16 protein-coding genes and 1 tRNA gene are annotated in these 21,422 nt (G+C 38.7%); 5 read left to right on the top strand and 12 right to left on the bottom strand.

The genetic code is table 11. The annotated features are described in order from the left end of the window. Positions 1-50: 50 nt before the first annotated feature. The 3 genes from NXS00_RS03540 to NXS00_RS03530 all read right to left on the bottom strand — a co-directional run bounded on the left by NXS00_RS03540 (position 51) and on the right by NXS00_RS03530 (position 4,806). The gene (locus tag NXS00_RS03540) at positions 51-638 is read right to left on the bottom strand and encodes a YdcF family protein (protein ID WP_258097733.1); all 588 of its coding nucleotides are present in this window, start codon (positions 636-638) and stop codon (positions 51-53) included. Between the two features lie 173 nt (positions 639-811). Beyond that, on the bottom strand, positions 812-3,805 hold the full coding sequence (locus NXS00_RS03535) for an ATP-binding cassette domain-containing protein (protein ID WP_258097732.1): 2,994 nt from the start codon (positions 3,803-3,805) through the stop codon (positions 812-814). 92 nt (positions 3,806-3,897) lie between these two features. Then, positions 3,898-4,806, bottom strand: coding sequence for a hypothetical protein (locus tag NXS00_RS03530; RefSeq protein WP_258097731.1), 909 nt, complete (start codon positions 4,804-4,806; stop codon positions 3,898-3,900). 45 nt (positions 4,807-4,851) lie between these two features. Between NXS00_RS03530 and NXS00_RS03525 the strand changes: the two genes are divergently transcribed. Continuing rightward, positions 4,852-5,124, top strand: coding sequence for a hypothetical protein (locus tag NXS00_RS03525; protein ID WP_258097730.1), 273 nt, complete (start codon positions 4,852-4,854; stop codon positions 5,122-5,124). On the opposite strand, the gene NXS00_RS03520 is transcribed toward NXS00_RS03525, so the two are convergent. Both NXS00_RS03520 and gltB read right to left on the bottom strand, forming a co-directional pair. After that, the gene (locus NXS00_RS03520) at positions 5,116-6,588 is read right to left on the bottom strand and encodes a glutamate synthase subunit beta (RefSeq protein ID WP_258097729.1); all 1,473 of its coding nucleotides are present in this window, start codon (positions 6,586-6,588) and stop codon (positions 5,116-5,118) included. The genes NXS00_RS03525 and NXS00_RS03520 overlap by 9 nt on opposite strands. Beyond that, positions 6,588-11,066 (bottom strand): glutamate synthase large subunit, encoded by a 4,479-nt coding sequence (gene gltB / locus NXS00_RS03515; RefSeq protein WP_258097728.1) that lies wholly within the window; start codon positions 11,064-11,066, stop codon positions 6,588-6,590. The genes NXS00_RS03520 and gltB overlap by 1 nt, the downstream gene beginning before the upstream one ends. A gap of 293 nt (positions 11,067-11,359) precedes the next feature. Between gltB and NXS00_RS03510 the strand changes: the two genes are divergently transcribed. Together NXS00_RS03510 and NXS00_RS03505 are read left to right on the top strand one after the other, a co-directional pair. Next, the gene (locus NXS00_RS03510; protein ID WP_258097727.1) at positions 11,360-12,751 is read left to right on the top strand and encodes a DUF5106 domain-containing protein; all 1,392 of its coding nucleotides are present in this window, start codon (positions 11,360-11,362) and stop codon (positions 12,749-12,751) included. 221 nt (positions 12,752-12,972) lie between these two features. Continuing rightward, the gene (locus NXS00_RS03505; protein WP_258097726.1) at positions 12,973-13,227 is read left to right on the top strand and encodes a hypothetical protein; all 255 of its coding nucleotides are present in this window, start codon (positions 12,973-12,975) and stop codon (positions 13,225-13,227) included. Positions 13,228-13,383: 156 nt separating this feature from the next. Here the strand turns inward: NXS00_RS03505 and NXS00_RS03500 are convergent, their stop codons facing one another. The 3 genes from NXS00_RS03500 to NXS00_RS03495 form a co-directional block, all read right to left on the bottom strand. Next, positions 13,384-13,677: a GIY-YIG nuclease family protein gene (locus NXS00_RS03500; RefSeq protein ID WP_258097725.1), complete on the bottom strand. Its 294-nt coding sequence runs from the start codon at positions 13,675-13,677 to the stop codon at positions 13,384-13,386. A gap of 84 nt (positions 13,678-13,761) precedes the next feature. Continuing rightward, complete coding sequence (locus tag NXS00_RS26910) at positions 13,762-14,013, bottom strand: GIY-YIG nuclease family protein (protein WP_373418657.1); 252 nt, start codon at positions 14,011-14,013, stop codon at positions 13,762-13,764. 93 nt (positions 14,014-14,106) lie between these two features. Next, a tRNA-Ile gene (locus tag NXS00_RS03495) sits at positions 14,107-14,180 on the bottom strand. 284 nt (positions 14,181-14,464) lie between these two features. Between NXS00_RS03495 and NXS00_RS03490 the strand changes: the two genes are divergently transcribed. Together NXS00_RS03490 and NXS00_RS03485 are read left to right on the top strand one after the other, a co-directional pair. After that, positions 14,465-15,094 (top strand): HAD-IA family hydrolase, encoded by a 630-nt coding sequence (locus tag NXS00_RS03490; protein ID WP_258097724.1) that lies wholly within the window; start codon positions 14,465-14,467, stop codon positions 15,092-15,094. Next, a complete protein-coding gene (locus NXS00_RS03485) occupies positions 15,087-16,370 on the top strand; it encodes a site-2 protease family protein (RefSeq protein ID WP_258097723.1) in 1,284 nt (427 codons plus the stop codon). The genes NXS00_RS03490 and NXS00_RS03485 overlap by 8 nt, the downstream gene beginning before the upstream one ends. Before the next feature lie 2 nt (positions 16,371-16,372). On the opposite strand, the gene NXS00_RS26860 is transcribed toward NXS00_RS03485, so the two are convergent. The 4 genes from NXS00_RS26860 to NXS00_RS03455 are packed head-to-tail and all read right to left on the bottom strand — an operon-like array spanning position 16,373 to position 21,384. Continuing rightward, positions 16,373-18,364, bottom strand: coding sequence for a choice-of-anchor B family protein (locus NXS00_RS26860; RefSeq protein ID WP_308708425.1), 1,992 nt, complete (start codon positions 18,362-18,364; stop codon positions 16,373-16,375). 29 nt (positions 18,365-18,393) lie between these two features. Continuing rightward, on the bottom strand, positions 18,394-18,690 hold the full coding sequence (locus NXS00_RS03465; protein WP_258097722.1) for a rhodanese-like domain-containing protein: 297 nt from the start codon (positions 18,688-18,690) through the stop codon (positions 18,394-18,396). After that, complete coding sequence (locus NXS00_RS03460) at positions 18,683-20,539, bottom strand: T9SS type A sorting domain-containing protein (protein WP_258097721.1); 1,857 nt, start codon at positions 20,537-20,539, stop codon at positions 18,683-18,685. The genes NXS00_RS03465 and NXS00_RS03460 overlap by 8 nt, the downstream gene beginning before the upstream one ends. Continuing rightward, a complete protein-coding gene (locus NXS00_RS03455) occupies positions 20,536-21,384 on the bottom strand; it encodes a PASTA domain-containing protein (protein WP_258097720.1) in 849 nt (282 codons plus the stop codon). Before NXS00_RS03455 ends, NXS00_RS03460 begins: the two co-directional genes overlap by 4 nt. Positions 21,385-21,422 lie beyond the last annotated feature (38 nt).

The raw sequence follows: 21,422 nt of genomic DNA, 5'->3' as shown, positions 1-21,422 counted from the left end.
TTATTTCTTAAAGATATATCCAGCCCTGACTTAATCGGTCAGGGCTTTTTTTATATATACCCCGTAATACTGTAAGCTAACATCCCCACATATTCTTTTAGCATTAACTGCCACGTGGTAATGGCTTCCGCGCTTGGGATGATCCATTCCACGGACCAGTCTAATTGGTCACTTTTGAAATCTACAGGGAATGGGACATTGTCAACTCCTTGTTTATTAAAACACCGAACAGCACGTTTCATATGAAAGGCTGAGGTGATTAGTAAAATAGGCTGATCAGCTATACCCAGGGAGTCCAGTATTTTCTTAGATTCTACTGCGTTTTCATACGTATTGCGTGATTTTGGATCTATTATAAGATCTCTTTTTTTAACTCCTCTTGTTAAAATGAAATCTTTAAGTGCCACACTTTCTAATTTATCCGGTTCCAATAAACTTCCTGACCCGCCAGAAAGAATGATTTGACCAATCAAACCTTCGTGATATAGGTTTATTGCTTCTTCTATTCGTTCAACACTTGCGTTCAGGTTAATTAAGTCGGTCTGATCCTTCCATTCTACTATTCCACCTAACACCACGCCTGTGCTAACCAATGGAATTTCATCCTTTGACTTGGGTGTCCACTCTAATTTACTCATCGCCATATTGCAAATGAGTGGGTTGCTGCTTAGTAGCAACACAATTAAAGCGGTGACCAAAGCCCCTTTTTTCATTTTGGCTTTGGACGTGAATAACCCGTAAATAAACAATGTGCAAACCCATACCAAAGGGTTCAATACAAAGACTAAGAGCTTTGAAAGTATGAAAAACATTAACCGAAAATAGAAATGATTCGTCTGAATCCGTCAAAGTAAAGTATCACCAAAAGAATAAATGACATTAACCAAATAATTGTCATGTTGAACTTCAAGGTGTCAAACCAAATACCAGCAAAATGTTTCGTAGGTTGATAAAATTGAGCTCTGAAATCCAATGGTCCGGATGGGTGTTCTGGATCATTGTAGATTGGATAGAGCTTTTGAACAAATTCGTTGTTGTGCTCCAAAAGACGATGCTTGGTTCCCATGTTTTTAACGAGCATTCCAAGTGTTTCGTTCGTGTAGGTCAGTTTTTTTAATTCATAAGCTTCTTGACCTTCTTCAGTTCCGATATAGCTAGACATTAGTGCCCTTTTTTCTTCATTGGCTTTTTTGTAGCGAAGGTTGTAGTATGTCTGAAGTTTTTGAATGAATAAGTCTGTTTCTTGATATACTTCCTCACTCCAATCATCCGTATTTAGCTGAGATATTTGGGGGAATTTATCTGCCCCGATTTTACTAAGTTCCTTGTTCAGCTCATTGCTTAGAGTCGTTAAGTCATAGGAGATTTTAGCAAGTTCTTCTTCATTTGCTCCGTTTATATTGTGGTGAGTATCTTCAAGGATTTCGAGAAGTTTTGGGAACAAATAGCCTGTTTTAAACTCTGATTGAGCCATCACCTTATCGAAAGGATAAAACTCTTTTTCAAATTCATTGTCTTTGAACTGGGTAACGGCCATGGCTTCAAAAGCCCATCTAGATGCCATTATTTCTCCAATCATTGGGACTTTGTCCTCTGTAGTAATTGAAGGATTTAATTTGTCAAAATTCACCACTACACCACTTAATATCAATTGAGGAATTACTAAAAGAGGAATCAAGATATAAACCGTGACTGCCGATTTGAATGCAGAACTAACATTTAGACCCAAAGAGTTTGCAAAACATGAAACAGTGAATAAAACCATCCAGAATGGTAACAACATGCCTTGAATCTCAAGAATCCAATGGCCAATCAAAACAAATGAAAGAGTCTGGAAAGCGGATAGTCCAAACAAAATCAACACTTTTGAAATGATGTAACTTGATTTGCTCAGATTTAAGAATGCCTCTCTTTTGAGTATTTTTCTATCTTTTATGATCTCTTCGGCACTAACGGTTAATCCCATAAACAGTGCAACAATCACACTCATGAAAAAGAAGACTGGAATGTTCAGGTTTTCACTAAAGTGATATGTCAGGGTATCCTCAGGCATATATCGTACGATAAAGGCAAGTAGAAATGCCAAAATAGGAGCCTCTAACAGATTGATTGCTAAATATTGCTTGTTGCTCAACTTGCTCTTAAGATCGCGAATCGTGAATACACTTAATTGTTTGATCTTGTTAGGGATATGTAGTGTTTTTGGTGGGACGGAGTCCGTCTCCTTTATTTTTTTAATTTCTATGCGCTCTTTAAAGAACTGGTACCATTCATATGGAGAGGTTTTGCGCTCTTTAGTAAAGTTTCCATATTCATTGACCACTTTGGTTTCTATGATGTTAAAAATCTGTTCCGGGTTTGCACCTGAACTTTGATCCACCATTTTTACAATTTCCTTGAAGTAATTAACGGCTTCAACAGGATTGCCATAATAGATTTGATAACCACCTACATCTAGAATGAGTAAGCGGTCAAACATCTTGAAAATATCCTCTGAAGGTTGATGAATTACTACAAAGATCATTTTTCCTTTTAGGGAAAGTTCTTTGAGTAAGTCCATGATATTCTCTGAATCTCGTGAGGAGAGGCCACTGGTAGGTTCATCAACAAACATCACTGAAGGTTCTCTCAGTAATTCCAGTCCAATATTAAGGCGCTTTCTTTGACCTCCAGAGATTGTTTTTTCAAGAGGTGATCCTACTTTAAGGTTTCTGGTTTCATACAGTCCAAGGGATTCTAAGGTTCTTGTTACCAGGTTTTGAAGCTCGCCATCGTTTAAATCCTTGAAACACAGTTTGGCAGCATAGAAAAGGTTGTCAAAAACTGTTAACTCTTCGATTAAAAGATCATCCTGTGGTACATAGCCAATAACGCCTTCAATTTGTTTTTTACTTATATGTATGTCCACTCCATTGATTCTAACTGAACCTTCCGAAGGGGTTTCATTTCCATTCAGCACGTTTAGAAGAGTGGATTTACCAGCACCACTTCCACCCATTAAGGCGATGAGGTTGCCTGATTCTTCTTCAATGTTGATGTTGCGAAGACCGATTTTCCCGTTTTTAAACTTGAATGATACATTTCGAGCTACGAAGGTGAGTTCATCCTCTGTTTCGGTTTTTCTGAAGTTGTTGACTATCTCACTATGGTAGATTGCCGTTGCTCTTTTGAATTTGAAGGAACTACCAGTAGGAATAGTGTAAATCTGATTGGTGCGCATAGGCACGTCATTCATCGTTACTACTTCTTCACCAATGTGTTTGGCAAGGTAAACTTCTACTTCAGGTATCCGAAGGACTAAAATAAAATCACTGAAAGAGTCTCTTATTATTCGTTGACATTTATCAGGGATGGCATAATTACCATCATCAATGACCAATAAGTTTTTCGAACTGATTTTGCTTCGTTCCTGAAAAATGACGAATGCTTTGATCAAATCAGTGATTGTCGTAGCAATATTTATTTCTTCAGAGATTAGATAGAGTAATTCCTTCTCTCTCGACGAAATCTTGCCATCCGCAGCAATTAATACTAACAAGTTGAGGATAATCACAACCTTTTGTTGTGCCGTTTGCTCTAAATTAATCTTGCCACATATCTCCTTTATTTTTTCTTTTTCGCTTTTGATATTGGATTTATTCGAAGCGATTTCATCAAATAATTTTAAATAGGAGAGAGCTGTTTGCTCGTTCAGGTTGTTACGCAAGAAGTTCTCGATAGATGCTCTTTCATCTGTTGTAACATCGTCTTCTCGTGCAACAATTGCCAGTAGATTAATGATGGCATTGAGTATCTCTTCACTCATCAGCGGTAATTAGTTAGGTTAGGAAAGGCTAAAAATACGAAAAGCATTGGAATTGCTCCAATGCTTTCATATGTTAGGTTAGGTAAGTTCTATTATTCGAATTCAACGATATCAGTTCTTATCCTTTTCACTTCTGTTCTGATGCCAGAAAGATCTGATTCAGTTAGCATAAAATCACCAGTATTTTCTGCGATTTTCTTATCTACTTCTGCTAAGTCAGTCTCATAAAGAACTCTTAATACTTCTAGTTCGCTGATCATGTGATCAATGATGTCATCTTCCGGAAGATCTTTCAATAATCCAATAACATCAAGAAGCGGCTTCTCTTGATCCAATACAACCTTCACCAAAGGCTCAAGAATCAAGTTTCTAGTTTCTTCGTCTAAAACGTCAGTAGGGTAAGTTTCAATAACCTCTACTGCCAAATAAAGACCTTCCACAAAAGATCCAGCTAGGATTAACGCAGCAACAGAAACTCTATCTGCACTTTCCAATCTATCTTCAACATCCGCAATTGACTTGGTAAGGATTTTGTTTAATGAGTCAGGATTGTCAAGATTGCTTTGGAATTTCTCAATTGTAGCTACACTGAATACAGAAGCAACACCTAAACTCTCAGCAAGTTTCTGTGATGACTCTAAATAGTCTGTAGCTTCCTCTAGTTGCTTGTATGAAATCAAGTAACCCATATCTGTAGCGTAGATACCTAGGTTAAGTGCAGATTCATCTTCGTTAGTTAAATATTTTGGTAGTCTTTCAAGACCATTAATGATGTCTTTGTTAAAATCAGCACCTGTAGCTTGAAGCATGTAAGGTACTTCTGTTGGTGAAGGAAGATCATGGATTACTTGGTCCATGTCTGTTACGATTTTCTTTTCAGCATCTTCAAATGCTACATCCTCGGCAGTAGACTTAGAAGATCCTCCGCCACAACTTACCATAGTAGATAAGAACGAGGCTGAAACAAGAAGCGTAAGGGTAAATCGTAATGACTTATTCATTTTTACAATGGTTAGGTTTTTATTTCCTCTCAATTTTAGTGTTTTTTGAGTCGGATTGATATTGATGATAAATATAAACTCAATAATACCAAAAAACTAGCAAAGATTTCAATGGCAGGGATTAGTTATAGCAGCTTAAGGGCGGGACAGAAATATTGGATGACAAATTATGGGGATCGCTATGAATTTGAAATCCTCGAAGTGCTGCCACCTGAGGATTTCAAATTAAAGGATTTAAATACCCTGGAAAGTTATCTTATGTCTGACCTGACCCGATATGGGAAAGGGGAAGACTTTGAAATCAGGGAACTATACTAATTCATAGAATGATTTAGACTTTGAAGGAAGAGTAGAAGACCCCATTAGGAATTCATCAACCGCTTTTGCCGCTTCACGTCCTTCTGAAATGGCCCAAACAACTAAAGATTGGCCTCTTCTCATATCACCAGCACTGAATACCGCTTTTTGATTAGTCGCATAGTTGTTAGTAACTACGTTTCCTCTACCATCTAGCTCAAGCTCTAATTGCTCGATCATGCCTTCTTTTTGTGGATGAACGAAACCTGCTGCCAGCAACGCCAGGTCACATGGAATAATTCTATCAGTACCACGAATTTCTTCCATACCGTTTTCACCCCACTTGATATCTACAATCTTAAGTCCGGTCAACTTTCCGTTTTTACCCACAAACTCTTTGGTAAGAACAGCCCAGTCTCTTTCACATCCTTCTTCATGTGAAGATGATGTCTTAAGCGTCATTGGCCATTCTGGCCATGGATTGGTCTTAGTTCTTGATTGTGATGGTTTGGATAGTAATTCTATTTGAGTGATTGATTTAGCTTTGTGTCTGTTAGATGTTCCGACACAGTCAGATCCAGTATCCCCACCTCCAATTACTACTACATTTTTATCTGTCGCAAACAGGTCTAAACCTAGAGGCTCACCTTTGTGATTGAACATTACATCAGAGTTGCCTGATACTCTTTTATTTTGCTGAGATAAGAAATCCATTGCAAAGTAAATGCCATCCAAATCTCTTCCTGGAATTGGAAGATCTCTCGGAACTGTTGATCCACCACAAAGAAGAATCGCATCGAAATTAGATTTCAATTCATCTACAGAGATATTGCCACCAACATTGGCATTAGTTTTAAAAACTACGCCTTCAGCTTCTAGTACTTCAAGGCGTCTGTCAATGGTCCATTTCTCTAGTTTGAAATCTGGAATACCATATCTCAAAAGTCCACCCACTTTATCAGCTCTTTCAAATACAGTCACATTGTGACCTGCTTTGTTAAGCTGTGAAGCTGCTGCTAATCCTGCAGGGCCTGAACCTACCACAGCTACAGATTTACCTGTGCGATGCTTTGGAGGCTCTGGCTTTACCAGACCAAGTTCGAAAGCTTTCTCAATGATTGATTTTTCAATCAACTCAATAGCAACAGGGTCTTTGTTAATGCCTAAAACACAAGAACCTTCGCAAGGGGCAGGGCAGATTCTACCCGTAAACTCTGGAAAGTTATTGGTAGAGTTCAGAATGCTGTAAGCAGATTCCCAGTCTTTGTTATAAACTGCATCGTTGAAATCTGGGATCTGATTGCCAAGCGGACATCCACTATGACAAAAAGGAATCCCACAGTCCATGCATCTAGCTGCCTGCTCATTTTTCTTATCTTCTGAGAACGGCTCGTAGATTTCCTGATAATCCTCAACGCGAGTTTTAGGATCTCTGCTCTTTGGTAACTCTCTTTTGTAATTTAAAAATCCGTCTACTGCTCCCATTATGCTACTTTTTCTTTAAGTTTTCTTTCTTCTAATACACGCTTCAAGTCATTTGGCATCACTTTTACGAAGTACTGAGACATGTGATCCCAGTCATTTAGGATGTTAGCAGCAAGTGTGCTGCCTGTAAATTCGTGATGTGCTTTGATTTGAGCTTTCAAGTAATCGATATCTGACTGGTCTAGCGGGTCTAAGCCTACCATTTCAGTATTTACTCGATCTTTAAATGTATCTGCTGTATCGAAAATATATGCGATACCGCCACTCATACCTGCTGCGAAGTTGTTTCCTGTTTCACCAAGGATAATCACTTTTCCGCCTGTCATGTATTCACAACCGTGATCACCAACACCTTCTACCACTGCCTCTACTCCTGAGTTTCTTACACAGAATCGCTCACCAGCGGTTCCATGGATATACGCTTTTCCAAGTGTAGCTCCATAGAATGCCACGTTTCCAATGATGATGTTTTGATCAGGTTGGAAAGTTGCTTCTTCTGGCACTCTTACGACAATTTGTCCTCCAGAAAGCCCTTTACCACAGTAGTCATTGGCTTCTCCAGTCAATTCGAAGTTGATACCAGGTGCAAGGAATGCCCCAAAGCTTTGTCCTGCTGATCCTGTGAATTTGATATTGAACTCATTCAGTTGTACTCCTTTGCTACCATAAAGCTTAGATACTTCATGACTTAGCATGGTTCCAACTGAGCGATCAACGTTTACTATCTTATATTCTTTGTTGTTGTATCCTTTCTTGATGTAGTCTTCAATCAACTTACGATCCAGTACTTTTTCTAGTCCATGGATCTGATCAATTTGCTTGTATTGACCAAACGAAGTTGGAACGCTTACCTGATGAAGAATAGGAGAGAAGTCGATGTTTTTCAGTTTCCAGTGATTCAATTCTGACTTCACTTTCAAAACTTGAGATTGACCCACCATCTCATTGATAGTTCTAAATCCAAGCTCTGCCATGATTTCTCTTAACTCTTCAGCCAAGAACTTGAAGAAGTTAACTACGTGATCAGGATTACCAGTGAATAATTTTCTCAATTCTGGTTTTTGAGTAGCAATACCAACTGGACAAGTGTTTAAGTGGCATTTTCTCATCATGATGCAGCCTTCTACAATTAGAGCAGTAGTACTGAATCCAAATTCTTCGGCTCCTAGAAGACATGCTACGGCAATATCTCTACCGGTCATTAATTTACCATCAGTCTGTAGTGTAACTCTACTTCTTAGGTTGTTTTTCAATAACGTCTGATGAGCTTCAGATAGACCGATTTCCCATGGCAGACCTGCGTGTCTGATAGAACTTAATGGAGATGCTCCAGTTCCACCATCAGCACCTGATACAAGTATTACGTCAGCTTTTGCTTTAGCAACACCAGATGCAATCGTGCCTACACCTGCCTCAGAAACGAGCTTCACGTTGATTCGTGCGTGTCTGTTGGCATTTTTAAGGTCATAAATCAATTGCTTCAAGTCCTCAATAGAGTAGATGTCGTGGTGTGGTGGAGGAGATATCAAGCCTACACCTGGAGTGGAGTGTCTTACTTTAGCAATCCACTCATCTACTTTATGTCCTGGAAGCTGTCCACCTTCTCCCGGTTTTGCTCCTTGAGCAATTTTAATTTGAAGTTCTTCTGCTTCTTTAAGGTAGTTACTTGTTACACCGAATCGACCAGAAGCTACCTGCTTGATAGCTGACCTTTCCCAGTCGCCATTTGGCTTGCGAGCGAAACGAACTTCGTCTTCACCACCTTCGCCACTGTTACTTTTACCACCAATTCTGTTCATGGCGATAGCAAGTGTGGAGTGTGCCTCGTGAGAAATAGATCCGAATGACATAGCACCAGTTGCGAAACGCTTCATAATGCTACTTGCAGGTTCTACCTCGTCTAAAGTGATGGAAGTACGCTTTCTAAAGTCGAATAGGCTTCTAAGTGTAATAGCATTTTCCTGATGAACGTTTACGGCCTCAGAGTATTTTTTCCATAAATCATAATCTCCAAGAGAAGTGGATTTTTGCAATAAATGGATGGTTTCAGGATTTAACAAGTGGGATTCACCATTGCGTTTCCATTGGAAGTATCCGCCAATTTCCAGAAGCTTGTTGTCCGAGTCATAAGCAGTATGATGCTTAATCAAACATTCCTTCTCCAGATCTTCAAAAGTTAGGCCTTCGATTCTGCTTACAGTACCTTTGAAACATTTATTAACTACCTCAGAACTGAGACCTACACATTCGAAAATCTGTGCAGATTGATAAGATTGAAGAGTTGAAATACCCATCTTAGAAAGAATCTTCAACAATCCTCCACCAATACCTTTTGCGAAGTTTTCGAAGTATTTCTGAGCTGGATAAGCTGTGTCAAGTTTTTCTTCAGAAAGAAGATCTTCTATAATTTCATAAACTTTGAAAGGATAAACAGCACTTGCTCCATAACCAACTACAGTGGCGAAGTGATGTGTTTCCCATACATCTCCAGATTCAGAGATTAATCCGGCTTTCGTTCTGATGTTGTGCTTCACCAGGTGATGGTGTACTCCGCCAATAGACATCAAAGTTGGAAGAGGTACTCTAGTGTCGCTGATATTTCTATTAGAGATAATGATGATTTTCTTACCCTCTTCAACAGCAACTTTTGCTTCTTCACATACTTGATCTAAAGCGGTTTTGATGTCCATCTCACTTGGATTGTAAGTAGCGTCAACTATTGCATAGTCAAACCCAAGTTCTTTTTGGTTCGTCAACTTGTAGAAGTCTTCACGAGACAATACCGGTTGAGAAATGTGAATCTGTTTGGTGTGCTCTGGGCTTTCGTCCAAAATATTCAACGAATCACCGACACGAGTAAATAAAGACATTACCAATCGCTCTCTAATTGGATCGATAGGAGGATTACTTACCTGTGCGAAATATTGTTTGAAGTAGTTAGAGATGTGCTGACTCTGTCTTGATAATACAGCAAGCGGAGCATCAGCACCCATTGAGCCAAGTGGCTCTTTACCCAATTCTGCCAATGGTGCAACCGTTAACTTAAGATCTTCCTGGGTGTAACCGTAAGCCTTAAGTTGTTTTTGGTGAACTTCTTTAGGTAGTTTTTCTTCCTTGATCTCAGGATCTGGAAGAAGTCTAAGTTTAATTCTTTCTTGTTTGATCCAGTCGAAGTATGGCTTGTTTTCCACCATCTTCTTCTTGATCTCTTCGTCTTTGTAAAGTTTGTTGTTTGGAAGGTCTAACCAAAGCATTTTACCTGGTTGAAGACGTCCATTTTCAACTACATTTTCTGGTTTAACAGGCAAAGCTCCTGTTTCGGATGCCATGATGAGGCGATTGTCTTTGGTGATACAGTAACGAACCGGACGAAGACCGTTTCTATCTAAAGTAGCACCTAGTTGCTTGCCATTTGTGAAGAAAAGCGCTGCTGGACCATCCCAAGGCTCCATCATTGCCGCGTGGTATTTATAGAATGCCTTTTTCAAAGGATCCATGTGTGAGTTGTCTTGCCAAGCTTCCGGCACCAACATCATCATCACATGTGGTAAAGGACGTCCTCCCAATACAAGTAGCTCAATTAATGCATCCAAGTTTGCAGAATCCGAATTGGATGGATCAGTTACAGGCATTAACCATTGAAGTTCTTTGTCTGAGAAAAGAGGAGAGGACATGTTGGCCTCTTTGGACTTCATTTTGGTTACGTTACCTCTAATAGTGTTGATCTCTCCATTATGAGCTAGATACCTGAATGGCTGTGCAAGCTTCCAGTTAGGGAATGTGTTGGTAGAGAATCTCGAGTGAACAATCGCGAAAACAGATTTGAATTCTTTGCTCTGTAGATCATGAAAATATTGCTGTACTTGCTCTGTTTTCAACTGACCTTTGTAAATGATTGTTCTTGCAGATAAACTGCAGATATAGAAGTCGCCATTTTGACTGGCTACTTTGTTTTTGATTTCATGAGTAGCATAATTGCTTAGTACGAACAATTTACGCTCGAGCTCTTCTTCAGTAAGGTCTTCTATTACCTTAATGAATACTTGCTCAATATATGGTTCAGCGGCCTTGGATTCATGACCCGGTACTTGCTCATTTACGGGTACTAAACGATAGCCAATCAATTCAAGTCCAAGATCTCTAATGCAGTTGTTAAGAACCTTCCTGCATTCTTCTCTTATTTGATAATGCTTTGGAAAGAAGATCATTCCCACACCATAAGAACCTTTTTCTGGGAGTTCAATTCCAAAATTGCCTAGCTCTGTTTTGTAGAATTGATGTGGAATCTGTACCAAAATACCAGCTCCATCTCCTGTATTCTCATCACTTCCGGTAGCACCTCTGTGCTCCATATTCTCCAACATCGTCAGCGCATCCTTCACGGTTTTGTGTGATGGCTTGTTAGTTATATCAGCCACACAGCCCACTCCACAGGAGTCATGCTCTAACTCTTTGGTATACAGTCCTTTACTTGACATGAATAATTATGCTTTAATCGTTAAACCAACCCTAAAAATACTGAAAATTACGGCAGAGATAAAATAAAAAGTATTAAAATCAATGATACGCCAAACAATATTTTAATATTGTTAAAACTGTGCTGGGAAAATTGAATTTTATCAAATTCTAAAAAAAATAGCTATGGTAAATTGCGAATCATTTAATAAATGTGATATTTGGTTGAGAAAACAATAAAATGTACTGAAAATTATGTCATTGTTGAAAATCTTTCAATAATGAGTTCGATTTACCAATTTATCTTTGGCTTTATATGAGACATACCATAAGTATATTCTTTTCAATATTGGGGTTGATTGCAGGCCTAAAAGCCCAAAATGATCAATCTATTGTGGATTTTAAGATTCTGAACTATCCAGATACTTCTGTATATGTAGGTTATCATTTTGGAAGCCAGAAGTATCTATTGGATACTTTGGATGTGGTGAATGATGCATTTACACTACGAACTGATGCTGTTAATGGAGTGTATTTTTTGTATTCTCCCAAATTTTATTTTGAATTCATTCTGGAGAAGGGTCAGTATTCTATTGAGACAGATGCTAACACGATGTATGAGAGTTTGGTGATTTCAGGAAGTAAGGAGAATGAGCTGTTTAAGGAGTTTCAACTCACAATGATCGATTTGCAGCGAAAACAACGTACACTTGGTGAGCAGTTAAAAACCACATCAGGTCAGGATTCAATTAATGTGAGAAGCGAAATGCAGGAGCTTGTTGATCAAATGACCAATTTTCGTAAGGATTTGATCAACGAAAACCCAGAAACCTTTATCGCAGAGTTTTTAAGTCTGATGGGTTCATTGGAAATTCCCACTTTTGATGGTGAGCCGGATTCTGTTCGAAAGTTCAAATCGTACCAATACCTCAAAGACCATTACTTTGATGATATTGATCTTTCTAACTCCGAATTGCTGCGAACTCCTCTGTTGCATAGTAAAGTCATGGAATATTTTGATCGTGTGCTGATCCAGCAGCCAGACTCTATTAATAAAGGACTGGATAAGTTAATGCAAAGGATTGGGTCAAACGATGAGATGTTCAGATATTGGTTGGTTACTTTGTTTAAAAAATATGCTGAGTCCAATCTGATGGGTATGGATGCTGTAATGGTTCACTTGGCAAGGAATTATTATTTGTCTGGTAAGGTCGATTGGATTTCACAAGAATATCGTAAACAACTAAGGGAAGAGGTGGCTTACTTAGAGCACAGCTTAATTGGAATGCAAGCACCACCGATTGGGGAGGTAGTGGATACATTGATGCAGCCTGTTTATATGGAGCAAATTGCTTCGCCTTATACCTTATTGTTTATTTATGATCCAGATTGTGGGCATTGTAAGAAGACTATAAAAACGCTTGAATCGTATGAGCAAGAGCTTTATCAATTAGGAGTTCAGGTGTTTGCTCTGTGTACCACCACTGATGTAAACCGATGGAAGAAATTTGTGGATGGCTCTAATCCAGAATGGATCCATGCGATTGATCCAACAGGAAAGAATTACTTCAGAGTATATTATAATGTTAGGAGTACGCCTCAGGTTTACTTATTAGATGAGGATAAGACCATTATAGCTAAAAAATTAGAAATTGAGCAGTTCATTGATTTGGTGAAAAATAGGGAGGGAGCTGCAGATCCTCATTAATTAATCTTTATTTAAACGTTACTAAGATTGATTTTTTAATAAAAACAACATTGTGTAAATGATTGTAAATCAGGTGTATAAAGTTTAATTCTGATAAATGTCATAAAAAAGCCTTGAGAAAAAAGTTTTCAGGGCTTTTTTGGTTTAAATGAAATGACTACCTTTTCTAAACTTTACCGCCAATAAAGGAAAAATATAATTGCCACTAACCAGCTATTAGTATGAAGCAACGCTACAATTATTTGGAGTATCTGGCGGAGGTGAATAACCTATCCACAACCGAACACAGAGAATATCTAAAGTGTATAACAGTCATTAAAAAACATGTGCTTAAGCAGATAAGCGGTGTTGAATCTGATATGGATATTCTAAAAGGAAGATTAAATAAACTGGAGAGCATGGGAAGTATTCATCAGATGATGATCCAGAGACTTCAGTCAGGCATATCCGGCAAAGAGCTGGTTCAACTGAATTAAGATTTTTACATGTATGAAGAGGATAGAAGAACCCGACTTTTGGTCGGGTTTTTCTTTTTTGTAGATGTTAGTAACGAAAAAAGCCGATCGTTTCTCAACAATCGGCTTTATCAGACTTTAAGGGGTGCCCCGATAGCTATCGGGGACCTGGGCTCGTTATTTGTATGTATCTAAAAGCTTGGCGATCATTTCGGGGTATTGCTTTAGGTTAGTGATGTATTTCGAGCTTTTCATTTTCTTGATATGTTTTTCAATTGCTAGAGCCTGGGATTTATTGGAGCAGTCTATTGCCAGAAAAAGTTTCCAGTCATCGGCTTTAGCACTGAATTTGTTGTTGCTGTAATACTTGTTGAGATGAAGTTCTAGTCTCTCAGAGGCTGCTAATTCTGATGATCCTGTGTAAAACTTATTCAGTTTGCTGCTGTGTAATATGTAGACGATGTATGTCATAACGAAAAAAGCCGATCGTTTCTCAACAATCGGCTTTATCAGACTTTAAGGGGTGCCCCGATAGCTATCGGGGACCTGGGCTCGCTATTTGTATTTTTCTAAAAGCTTATCGATCATTTCGGGGTATTGCTTAAGGTTATTGATGTACTTCGAGCTTTTCATCTTCTTGATATGTTTTTCAATTGCTAGAGCCTGGGATTTATTCGAGCAGTCTATTGCCAGAAATAGTTTCCAGTCATCCGCTTTAGCACTGAATTTGTTGTTGCCGTAATACTTGTTGAGATGTAATTCTAGTCTTTCAGCAGCTTCTAGTTCTGATGATCCTGTAAAACCTATTCAGTTTGCTGCTATGTAGTATGTAGACGATGTGTGCCATGACGAAAAAAGCCGATCGTTTCTCAACAATCGGCTTTATCAGACTTTAAGGGGTGGGCCCACCTGGGCTCGAACCAGGGACCCCTTGATTATGAGTCAAGTGCTCTAACCAGCTGAGCTATAGGCCCGTAGGAGTCAATTAAGACTCCTAATGTTTCTTAAGATAAACAGCAGTTATTTACTAATGTCAACAACTTTGGTGTGTTCACCTTTTGCGGAAAATCTCGTTCCTTGCTGAAATACATCTAGTCAAGTATTAGAGGTCCTTACAGTTTTTGTACATCAGAGGTGTCAGCTCTAACCATCATTTTCTCGCTTTCGGCTTGATATGATGTAAACATCCGCACCATTTGACTAGTGCTTTTGTTTTGGGTGTGCAATATTAGATATTTGCCGCAAATAATACAACGAAGTGGAGCATAGACTATCGGAATTATCTACAATTATTTTTGATCTGGGAGAAGTGATCGTTGATTTGGACACTGAAGCAGTGCTGGCAGAATTTCATCAATTGACTGGTTTAGATGCAGTTATACTTAAAGATCGATTGATCAATACCCCATATTTGTTTCAGTATGAAACTGGACAAATTGATGATGAAACTTTTGTGAAAGAAATGAATTCCTTGCTTGGAGCTAACATTAGCTATGAGGAATTTAAGCATGCCTGGAACCTAATGATCAAAGATATTCCTGTTAAAAGACTGGAATTCATAAAAAAATTGAAAAAAACTCATCAGGTATTTATCCTAAGTAATACTAATTACATGCATGAGGATAAGTTTGAGAAAATCATGATTGAACGAATAGGTCAATCTATGATGAATCTGGCCGATATCGCCTATTATTCGCATCGTATTGGCTATAGAAAGCCAAATCATGATATCTACCAGTTTGTTATTGAGGAGAATTCACTGGATCCTTCCAAGGCTATCTTTTTGGATGATCGTGAAGACAACATTTTAGCGGCAAGAGAGGTTGGACTAAGAGCAGAACAAGTATTATTTCCTGATCAGATTTTTGACATATTAAAGTATGACTGATAAACAAAAGCAACTCCTCATTCAAATTGGATTGTTTCTTGTAACGATTGTAACGACTACTATAGCAGGAGCCGAGTGGATCTACTCTAAGTTTGTTCTTTGGGTTCCAGAGAGCTTATTGATGACCTGGGATGATTTTCTTTCTGGTTTTCAGTTTTCAATTCCATTTCTGCTGATACTTACATGCCACGAGTTCGGTCACTATTTTACAGCACGCTATCATAAGATCAATGTTACTTTGCCTTATTACATACCAATGTGGCTAGGTTTCATACTTGCTCCTTCATTTGGTACAATGGGCGCATTTATCAAGATCAAAGATCAGATCTATTCACTTAAGCATTACTTTGATGTAGGAATCAGTGGACCTTTGGCAGGATTCGTGATTGCACTCGGAGTGATAGGATATGGCTATTCGACTCTACCCGCTCCAGAACAGATCTTTGAAATACATCCGGAGTATGAACAATATGGTCTTGATTATCCAGAGCATGTGTACACATATGAATTTTCTAAACATATGGATTCATTGGCCTATTCGCGAATGCGTGCTGCAGATTCTGTTGCTCATATTGATGAAAATAGAAAAGGAGATTGGTACTATCGAGACTTCAAACCTCAGCCGAGTTATACCAACATGTATTTTGGCAAACCTTTGCTTTATCGATTGATTGAAAAATACCTCATGCCTGAAGGTGCAAACGTTCCCCGAAAGGAAGAGATCATGCATAATCCATTCTTGCTGGCAGGATTACTGGCCATGTTCTTTACGGCATTGAACTTATTACCAATTGGTCAATTGGATGGAGGACACATTACATTTGGCTTGTTTGGAGCTAAGAATCATCGAGTTATTTCCAGGGTGCTATTCACCGCATTTATTTTTTATGCCGGTTTAGGGTTGATTACCATCAATGATTTGGCTGATGTGGGACTTGAAAGCTCGTTGGAGTTTATTGTCATCATATTAGCCTATGTGTATTTCTTATTTGTGAGTACACGTTCAATGTTCTCGGAGAAGCGTAATAGATGGCTTTTTGCCACGGTGATATTTACGTTGCAGTTCTTACTTAGCTCATTCTTAAGCATAGAAGGATACTCAGGATGGCTTCTGTTTGCTTTATTGCTTGGGAGGGTGCTTGGCCTAGATCATCCGCCAGTATTGGATCATAGACCCCTTAATACGCCTCGTAAGGTGCTTGGCTGGTTTGCTATCATTGTGTTCATACTATGTTTTAGTCCTGAACCATTGGTGATAGAAACCATATTGCCTTAAGTCTACTGCTTCATTAGGATCTTACTTACAGTTCCTGATGAAGTAGAGATTTTTATTATATAAGATCCGGCAGCTAAATGATTGATTGAGAAATAGTCAATTCCAGAAGTTTTGTCAAACGATTCAATCAATTCTCCGGCTAAAGTGTATACTGATAGTTTACCGGCTTCCTTGGAGTAAATATTTACATAATCATCTGCGGGATTCGGATATAATCTGAGGTCTCGGGATTCTTCATCTACACCTGTTACTATGTGTGTTTTCTGTGTGATAATGTTATAGCCACAGTCATTGTATGCAGTAAGTGTAACATCAAATACTCCATATTCAAATAGATGCTCAGGATTGGTGTCTGTAGAAGTGGTTCCATCACCAAACTCCCAAAGATAGGAAGTAGCATCGCTTGATTTATTCGTAAAAGTCGCAACTCCAGATTCATCTACGGAGACCTCAAATTCCGCAATTGGCGGATATGTTTCTCCCTCGTAATGAACCAGGTAAGTGTAATAGGTATTACCAACCTCGTCTGTGACTACACATCGGTATTGTAAGTCGTCAAGTGTTTCATTTGGAGAAACTACAAGCGAATTTGCATTCGATCCTGTGTAGAAGTCATTGTCGTTAATCTCTTGATAGGTAAATCCATCAAATGATTGCCATTGAAAGTTCACATCTCCGGTAGTTTCTACTGAAAACTCATAACCTGATCCTGAGCAGGTAGTTTGTGATGTAGGCATTTGAGTAATTGGATTTACTTCAGGACTTAATTTTAGTATGAACAAGCCATTGTTCATGTCAGAAACTACAATAATTCCACTTTTGAAATAAGGGTAATTACTCCATGTTCCCCCGAAGTGAATGCCATCTCCTTGAGGATAGGTGTCAAAAGAAGCAATTTCTACCAACTCTCCAGAACCAATACTGTCGGATGACAATACTCTCAGTCCACTCCAATAGTTGGATTCAAAAACCAGCGTATCGTTGGTGTAGAGGTTATGATCTATCGATGAAATATTATTGACATACGAACCTATTAGTTTAGGATTGTCTAGATCTTCTATGTCCCAGATTAAGGTTTTGGCGTTGTGACCAAATGCGTTCTCATCCAATTCATCATTCATTAAAAAGAATTTGTGATCTGGAGTGAGCCATCCTTGATGCGAGTACACGGCATTTTCATATCCATTTCTACTGATCATTACTGGATTGTTCGGATCCTCCAGGTTCACTATGGTAAAAGTGTCTTCATTGGAGTTGAAACAGATTGGCTTATTAATATAATCCTCGTCTAAACCCTGATAAGTAACACATTGTGCGTCGTGTGTATAACCATCCTCATCAAAACAGCCGACGAATGTTGGTGCTAAAGGGTTTTTGATGTCTATGATATGTAAGCCTCCAGAGCAACCTGTTCCTCCGGAGGATATTCCCACCGCGAAAGCATAACCTGTTGATTCATTGATCACTATATTATGTGCTGAGCCGAATTCCTCATAGTGATAGTCATGATCAAACTCCTGAGGATTCTGACCATCAAGTCCTCTCAATTTCGTAAGATCAAAAACCTGCATTCCATGAGCTGAGTTGAGGTCACTAACTATTAAAGCATAGTTGTTATACGTTTTTATATCTCTCCAGGTAGATTTTCCGTGTTGTACTTCGTCTTCTCTGGAGTTTCGGTTATTTGCAGTTTTTGGTTCTGATAGTTTTCCTAAAAATACTGGAGCAGTGGGAGTGGTCACATCAACAAATGCTACTCCATCTTTCAAGCCTACTAGTGCATACTCCTTGTTGGTTGCTGGGTCTGTCCACCCCCAAATGTCATTTAACCAAAAAGTGTTATGCTCAACCGCCTCAATCTCATCAGGCGTCATATGAGCCAAAAGAGTCACTTGGTTACATGGATATATTCCTGCATATCCGTCTACACATGGGGTTTGTGCAGTTGATAAGAAGGTAATAATTGAAAATGCGAGCAACATTATATTTTTCATACAATGCTCTATTCTCAAGAATAATGCCATTAGTTATCTATGAAGGCGTTTAAGCCTCCGGAAAGCGAACGAACTTTAATAAATCCATTTTTTTGCAGGTATTTTCGAGCTTGATTGCTTCTTTTACCTGATTGGCAATGAACTATTATTTCTTCGTTTTTAAGCTTTTCTAGTTGTGGTAAGTTTTTTGGTAATTCGTAGAGGGGGAAGAGTTTTGCGCCAATGTTATATTCTTCAAATTCCCATTTTTCCCTTACATCTATAATGGTCAGCTGTTCGCCTTGATCCATTCGATGCTTTAGTTCGTTAGGAAGAATGTCATTCATATTGTATCCTTAATTTTTGCGTACTGATGTTGTTGTCATTGGCGATTCGCAACAAATATATTCCATCTTTTACAATTGGAAGTTGATGATACTCAGACTTTTGCTCTTCAAAGATTAATTCTCCTGCAAGATTATAAAGTTGCACATAATTGTATTTGCCAGAAATGCTAATTATTCCATTTGATGGGTTGGGGTATACAATTGGGGATTCTAATTTTGGTTTGGCAGACAATTGATAGGCAGAATCATAGGCAAAAACCGGCCGTATCATCAATGCACCTTCAAATTGTGTGTTTTGTTCCCAATCACCACTGACGTTAGAATAGATGTACTGACCTGCATTCGTATTGCTTCTATCAAACCCAATACCGAGGTAATCTTCGACTATTTGTTCGTAACCAACGTAAATGGTGTCGTTGACAGCAACAGGAGCAGAGAGCTGTACTCTGGTAAATTCATTAATACCTGATGGTTCAGATACGATGATTGATTTTCGTGCTAAAATCCCATCATCGGTTAAATCTCTCCAAACTAAAATATCAAGAGACTTTCCAACATTGTCAGGAGCTATACTTGGAATAAAGATATCCACGTGGGTTAGAATATCAGCTTCACCTAATCCATATTTCACAGCAACCATTCCTTCTTTAGCATTAATTGCTAGGGCAAATTCCGCTGAGCCATCATCATATGCGTAGTAGTTATGAAGGTTGTATCTGGATCTGATGGTATCATTGACATATTTGCTAATATCTGTTAATACAATGTTGCCATTTCTATCCGTTTCGTAAAGTACATCTATTTGATCTGGTTCACGATAGGTATAAATAAAAGTACTTTCTATCACTGTAGAGTCTTCTGGCTCTTCAATCGGTGAAATAACTAAAGATGTGAATTCAGGGATGTTAATATCTGTGATTTCCTCAAACTCCAGTACCCCTGTTTCAGCTGATCCAGAATATGTTCCATAATCTATATTGGCAGTGAGATCTTGGAGTAAATATGAGTAGGAAGAATTGGTAGTTCTGTCCGTTGCCAAATTTTTCAATTGTACCATTTGATTGCTTAGGTACTGTGATGGGTTCGCATAAAATACGCTAGATGGCAATTCATAATATGGGGCAAATAACAGGGATGGTGACCCTGTTAAAGCTCCATCTCTTTCACCAAAATCATTCTCATCTCTATTTTCATTTAAGTAGATGTAATCCACATTCCAGGTGTCAAATGGACCTCTCTGACTACTGTAGGAGACAAATTTGAACTGGAAGGCATCATGAAAGTAATCACTACTGTCCAATGGAATAAGCACTTGTTCAAAGGTTTCATTTGAAGTGCCGCCAGATTGAGAAAACACCAAATCCCAATCATAGGCCAGGTCTGGGTTGTCTGACACCGCTCTGAAAAATACGGTCAATGAATCATTTTCATCAGGAAGTTCACCAAATCCACCTGCCTGCCAATAGAAACTGAAGTAGACGGTATTCCATTTGTCAGATACGATTTGGCTAAGGTCTATTAGTTGACTGACCAAACTGTCACCTGCTGTGTTAAATTCACTGTCTTTGTTGTAGGCATTGCCTATACTGTTTAGTCCATCAAAGGTAGCCGTCTTGTAAGTTGGTGCATTTTGCCCAATGGTAGCATTGACATAAATGTTTTCTCCGTGTAGCCATAGCAAGGTGTCTGGTGAATCCCCTGATTGACTGAAATCATCCCAAAAGGGAAGTTGTAAAGTTCTTTCTGTGTTCGTAAGAAGGTGCTTTTTCTGCTTTACAGGCTTCAACTCGAATTGAGCAAACAACTGCGCATAAAAGAGCAATGCTATGATAGAAAAGGTTAATCTCACTGTTCGTCGAGCAAAGTTGGCTTCGTATTAATCGAATCAGGTTGATAAATCCAGATGTCCACCATTTGGCCAAGTCTCATGGCATCTCCTACATCTGGAGATTGTTTGAAAACGGACCCTGGAGCAACGGATTCTTTGCGATATGCTACATCATCTCCCTGAACAACTTTGATAACGGCTTTTCCTTCTTTCTCGTATTTGATTTCACCAATTTTTAATCCTGAACCTACAATAGCGAACTGAGCACTTTCACTATCAAGACCTAACAAGTTAGGAGAGTTTAGTGCTTGATTGCCTAAGCCATTGCCGGCAATCAACTCTACTTTAGATCCTTTTGGGATTTTTTCTCCTTCTAGAATCTGTCTACCATCTATTCGTTGCTCCAGTACGTAGTTAAACGCCAAATCTTCTACATACTTTGTTCCTGCATGTTCCAAGTCATAGGTTTTGAGCACAAGGAGAGCATTTTTCACTGAACCTCCCACTAGTTTTGGCATTCTTACCAACGGAGGGTTTTGTGCATTTAGCGTCACATAGATTTTTCTATTCTCCTTTACCTTGCTATTAGGTAATGGGAACTGTCTCAAGACGGTAAGCGGTGCTTGACTATTAGAAAAACCAGAATCAGTAGTTACTTCAAACTGTAAATCTCTAGACTCTAAAAAGTCATCTAAATCTGCTAATGCCACTCCCTGGACATCCGGAACAGTGATTGTTTCACCATGATTGGTACTCATTGGTAGATACCAGTAGAAAAACCCTAAAAGTAACAGGCATCCAATCACTAGAATTATTCCTAGATGGATGAGAAGGTCTTTCCACGAGTTCACTTGTAATATTGACATATGCAGTCTACTGGTTTTCTTATAGCTTCGAAGATAAG

Origin of the sequence: Marinoscillum pacificum, assembly GCF_024714495.1 — a bacterium.
Lineage (GTDB): Bacteria > Bacteroidota > Bacteroidia > Cytophagales > Cyclobacteriaceae > Marinoscillum > Marinoscillum pacificum.
Note: the sequence above shows the minus strand (reverse complement) of the source record. Positions and strands in the feature narration are given on the sequence as shown.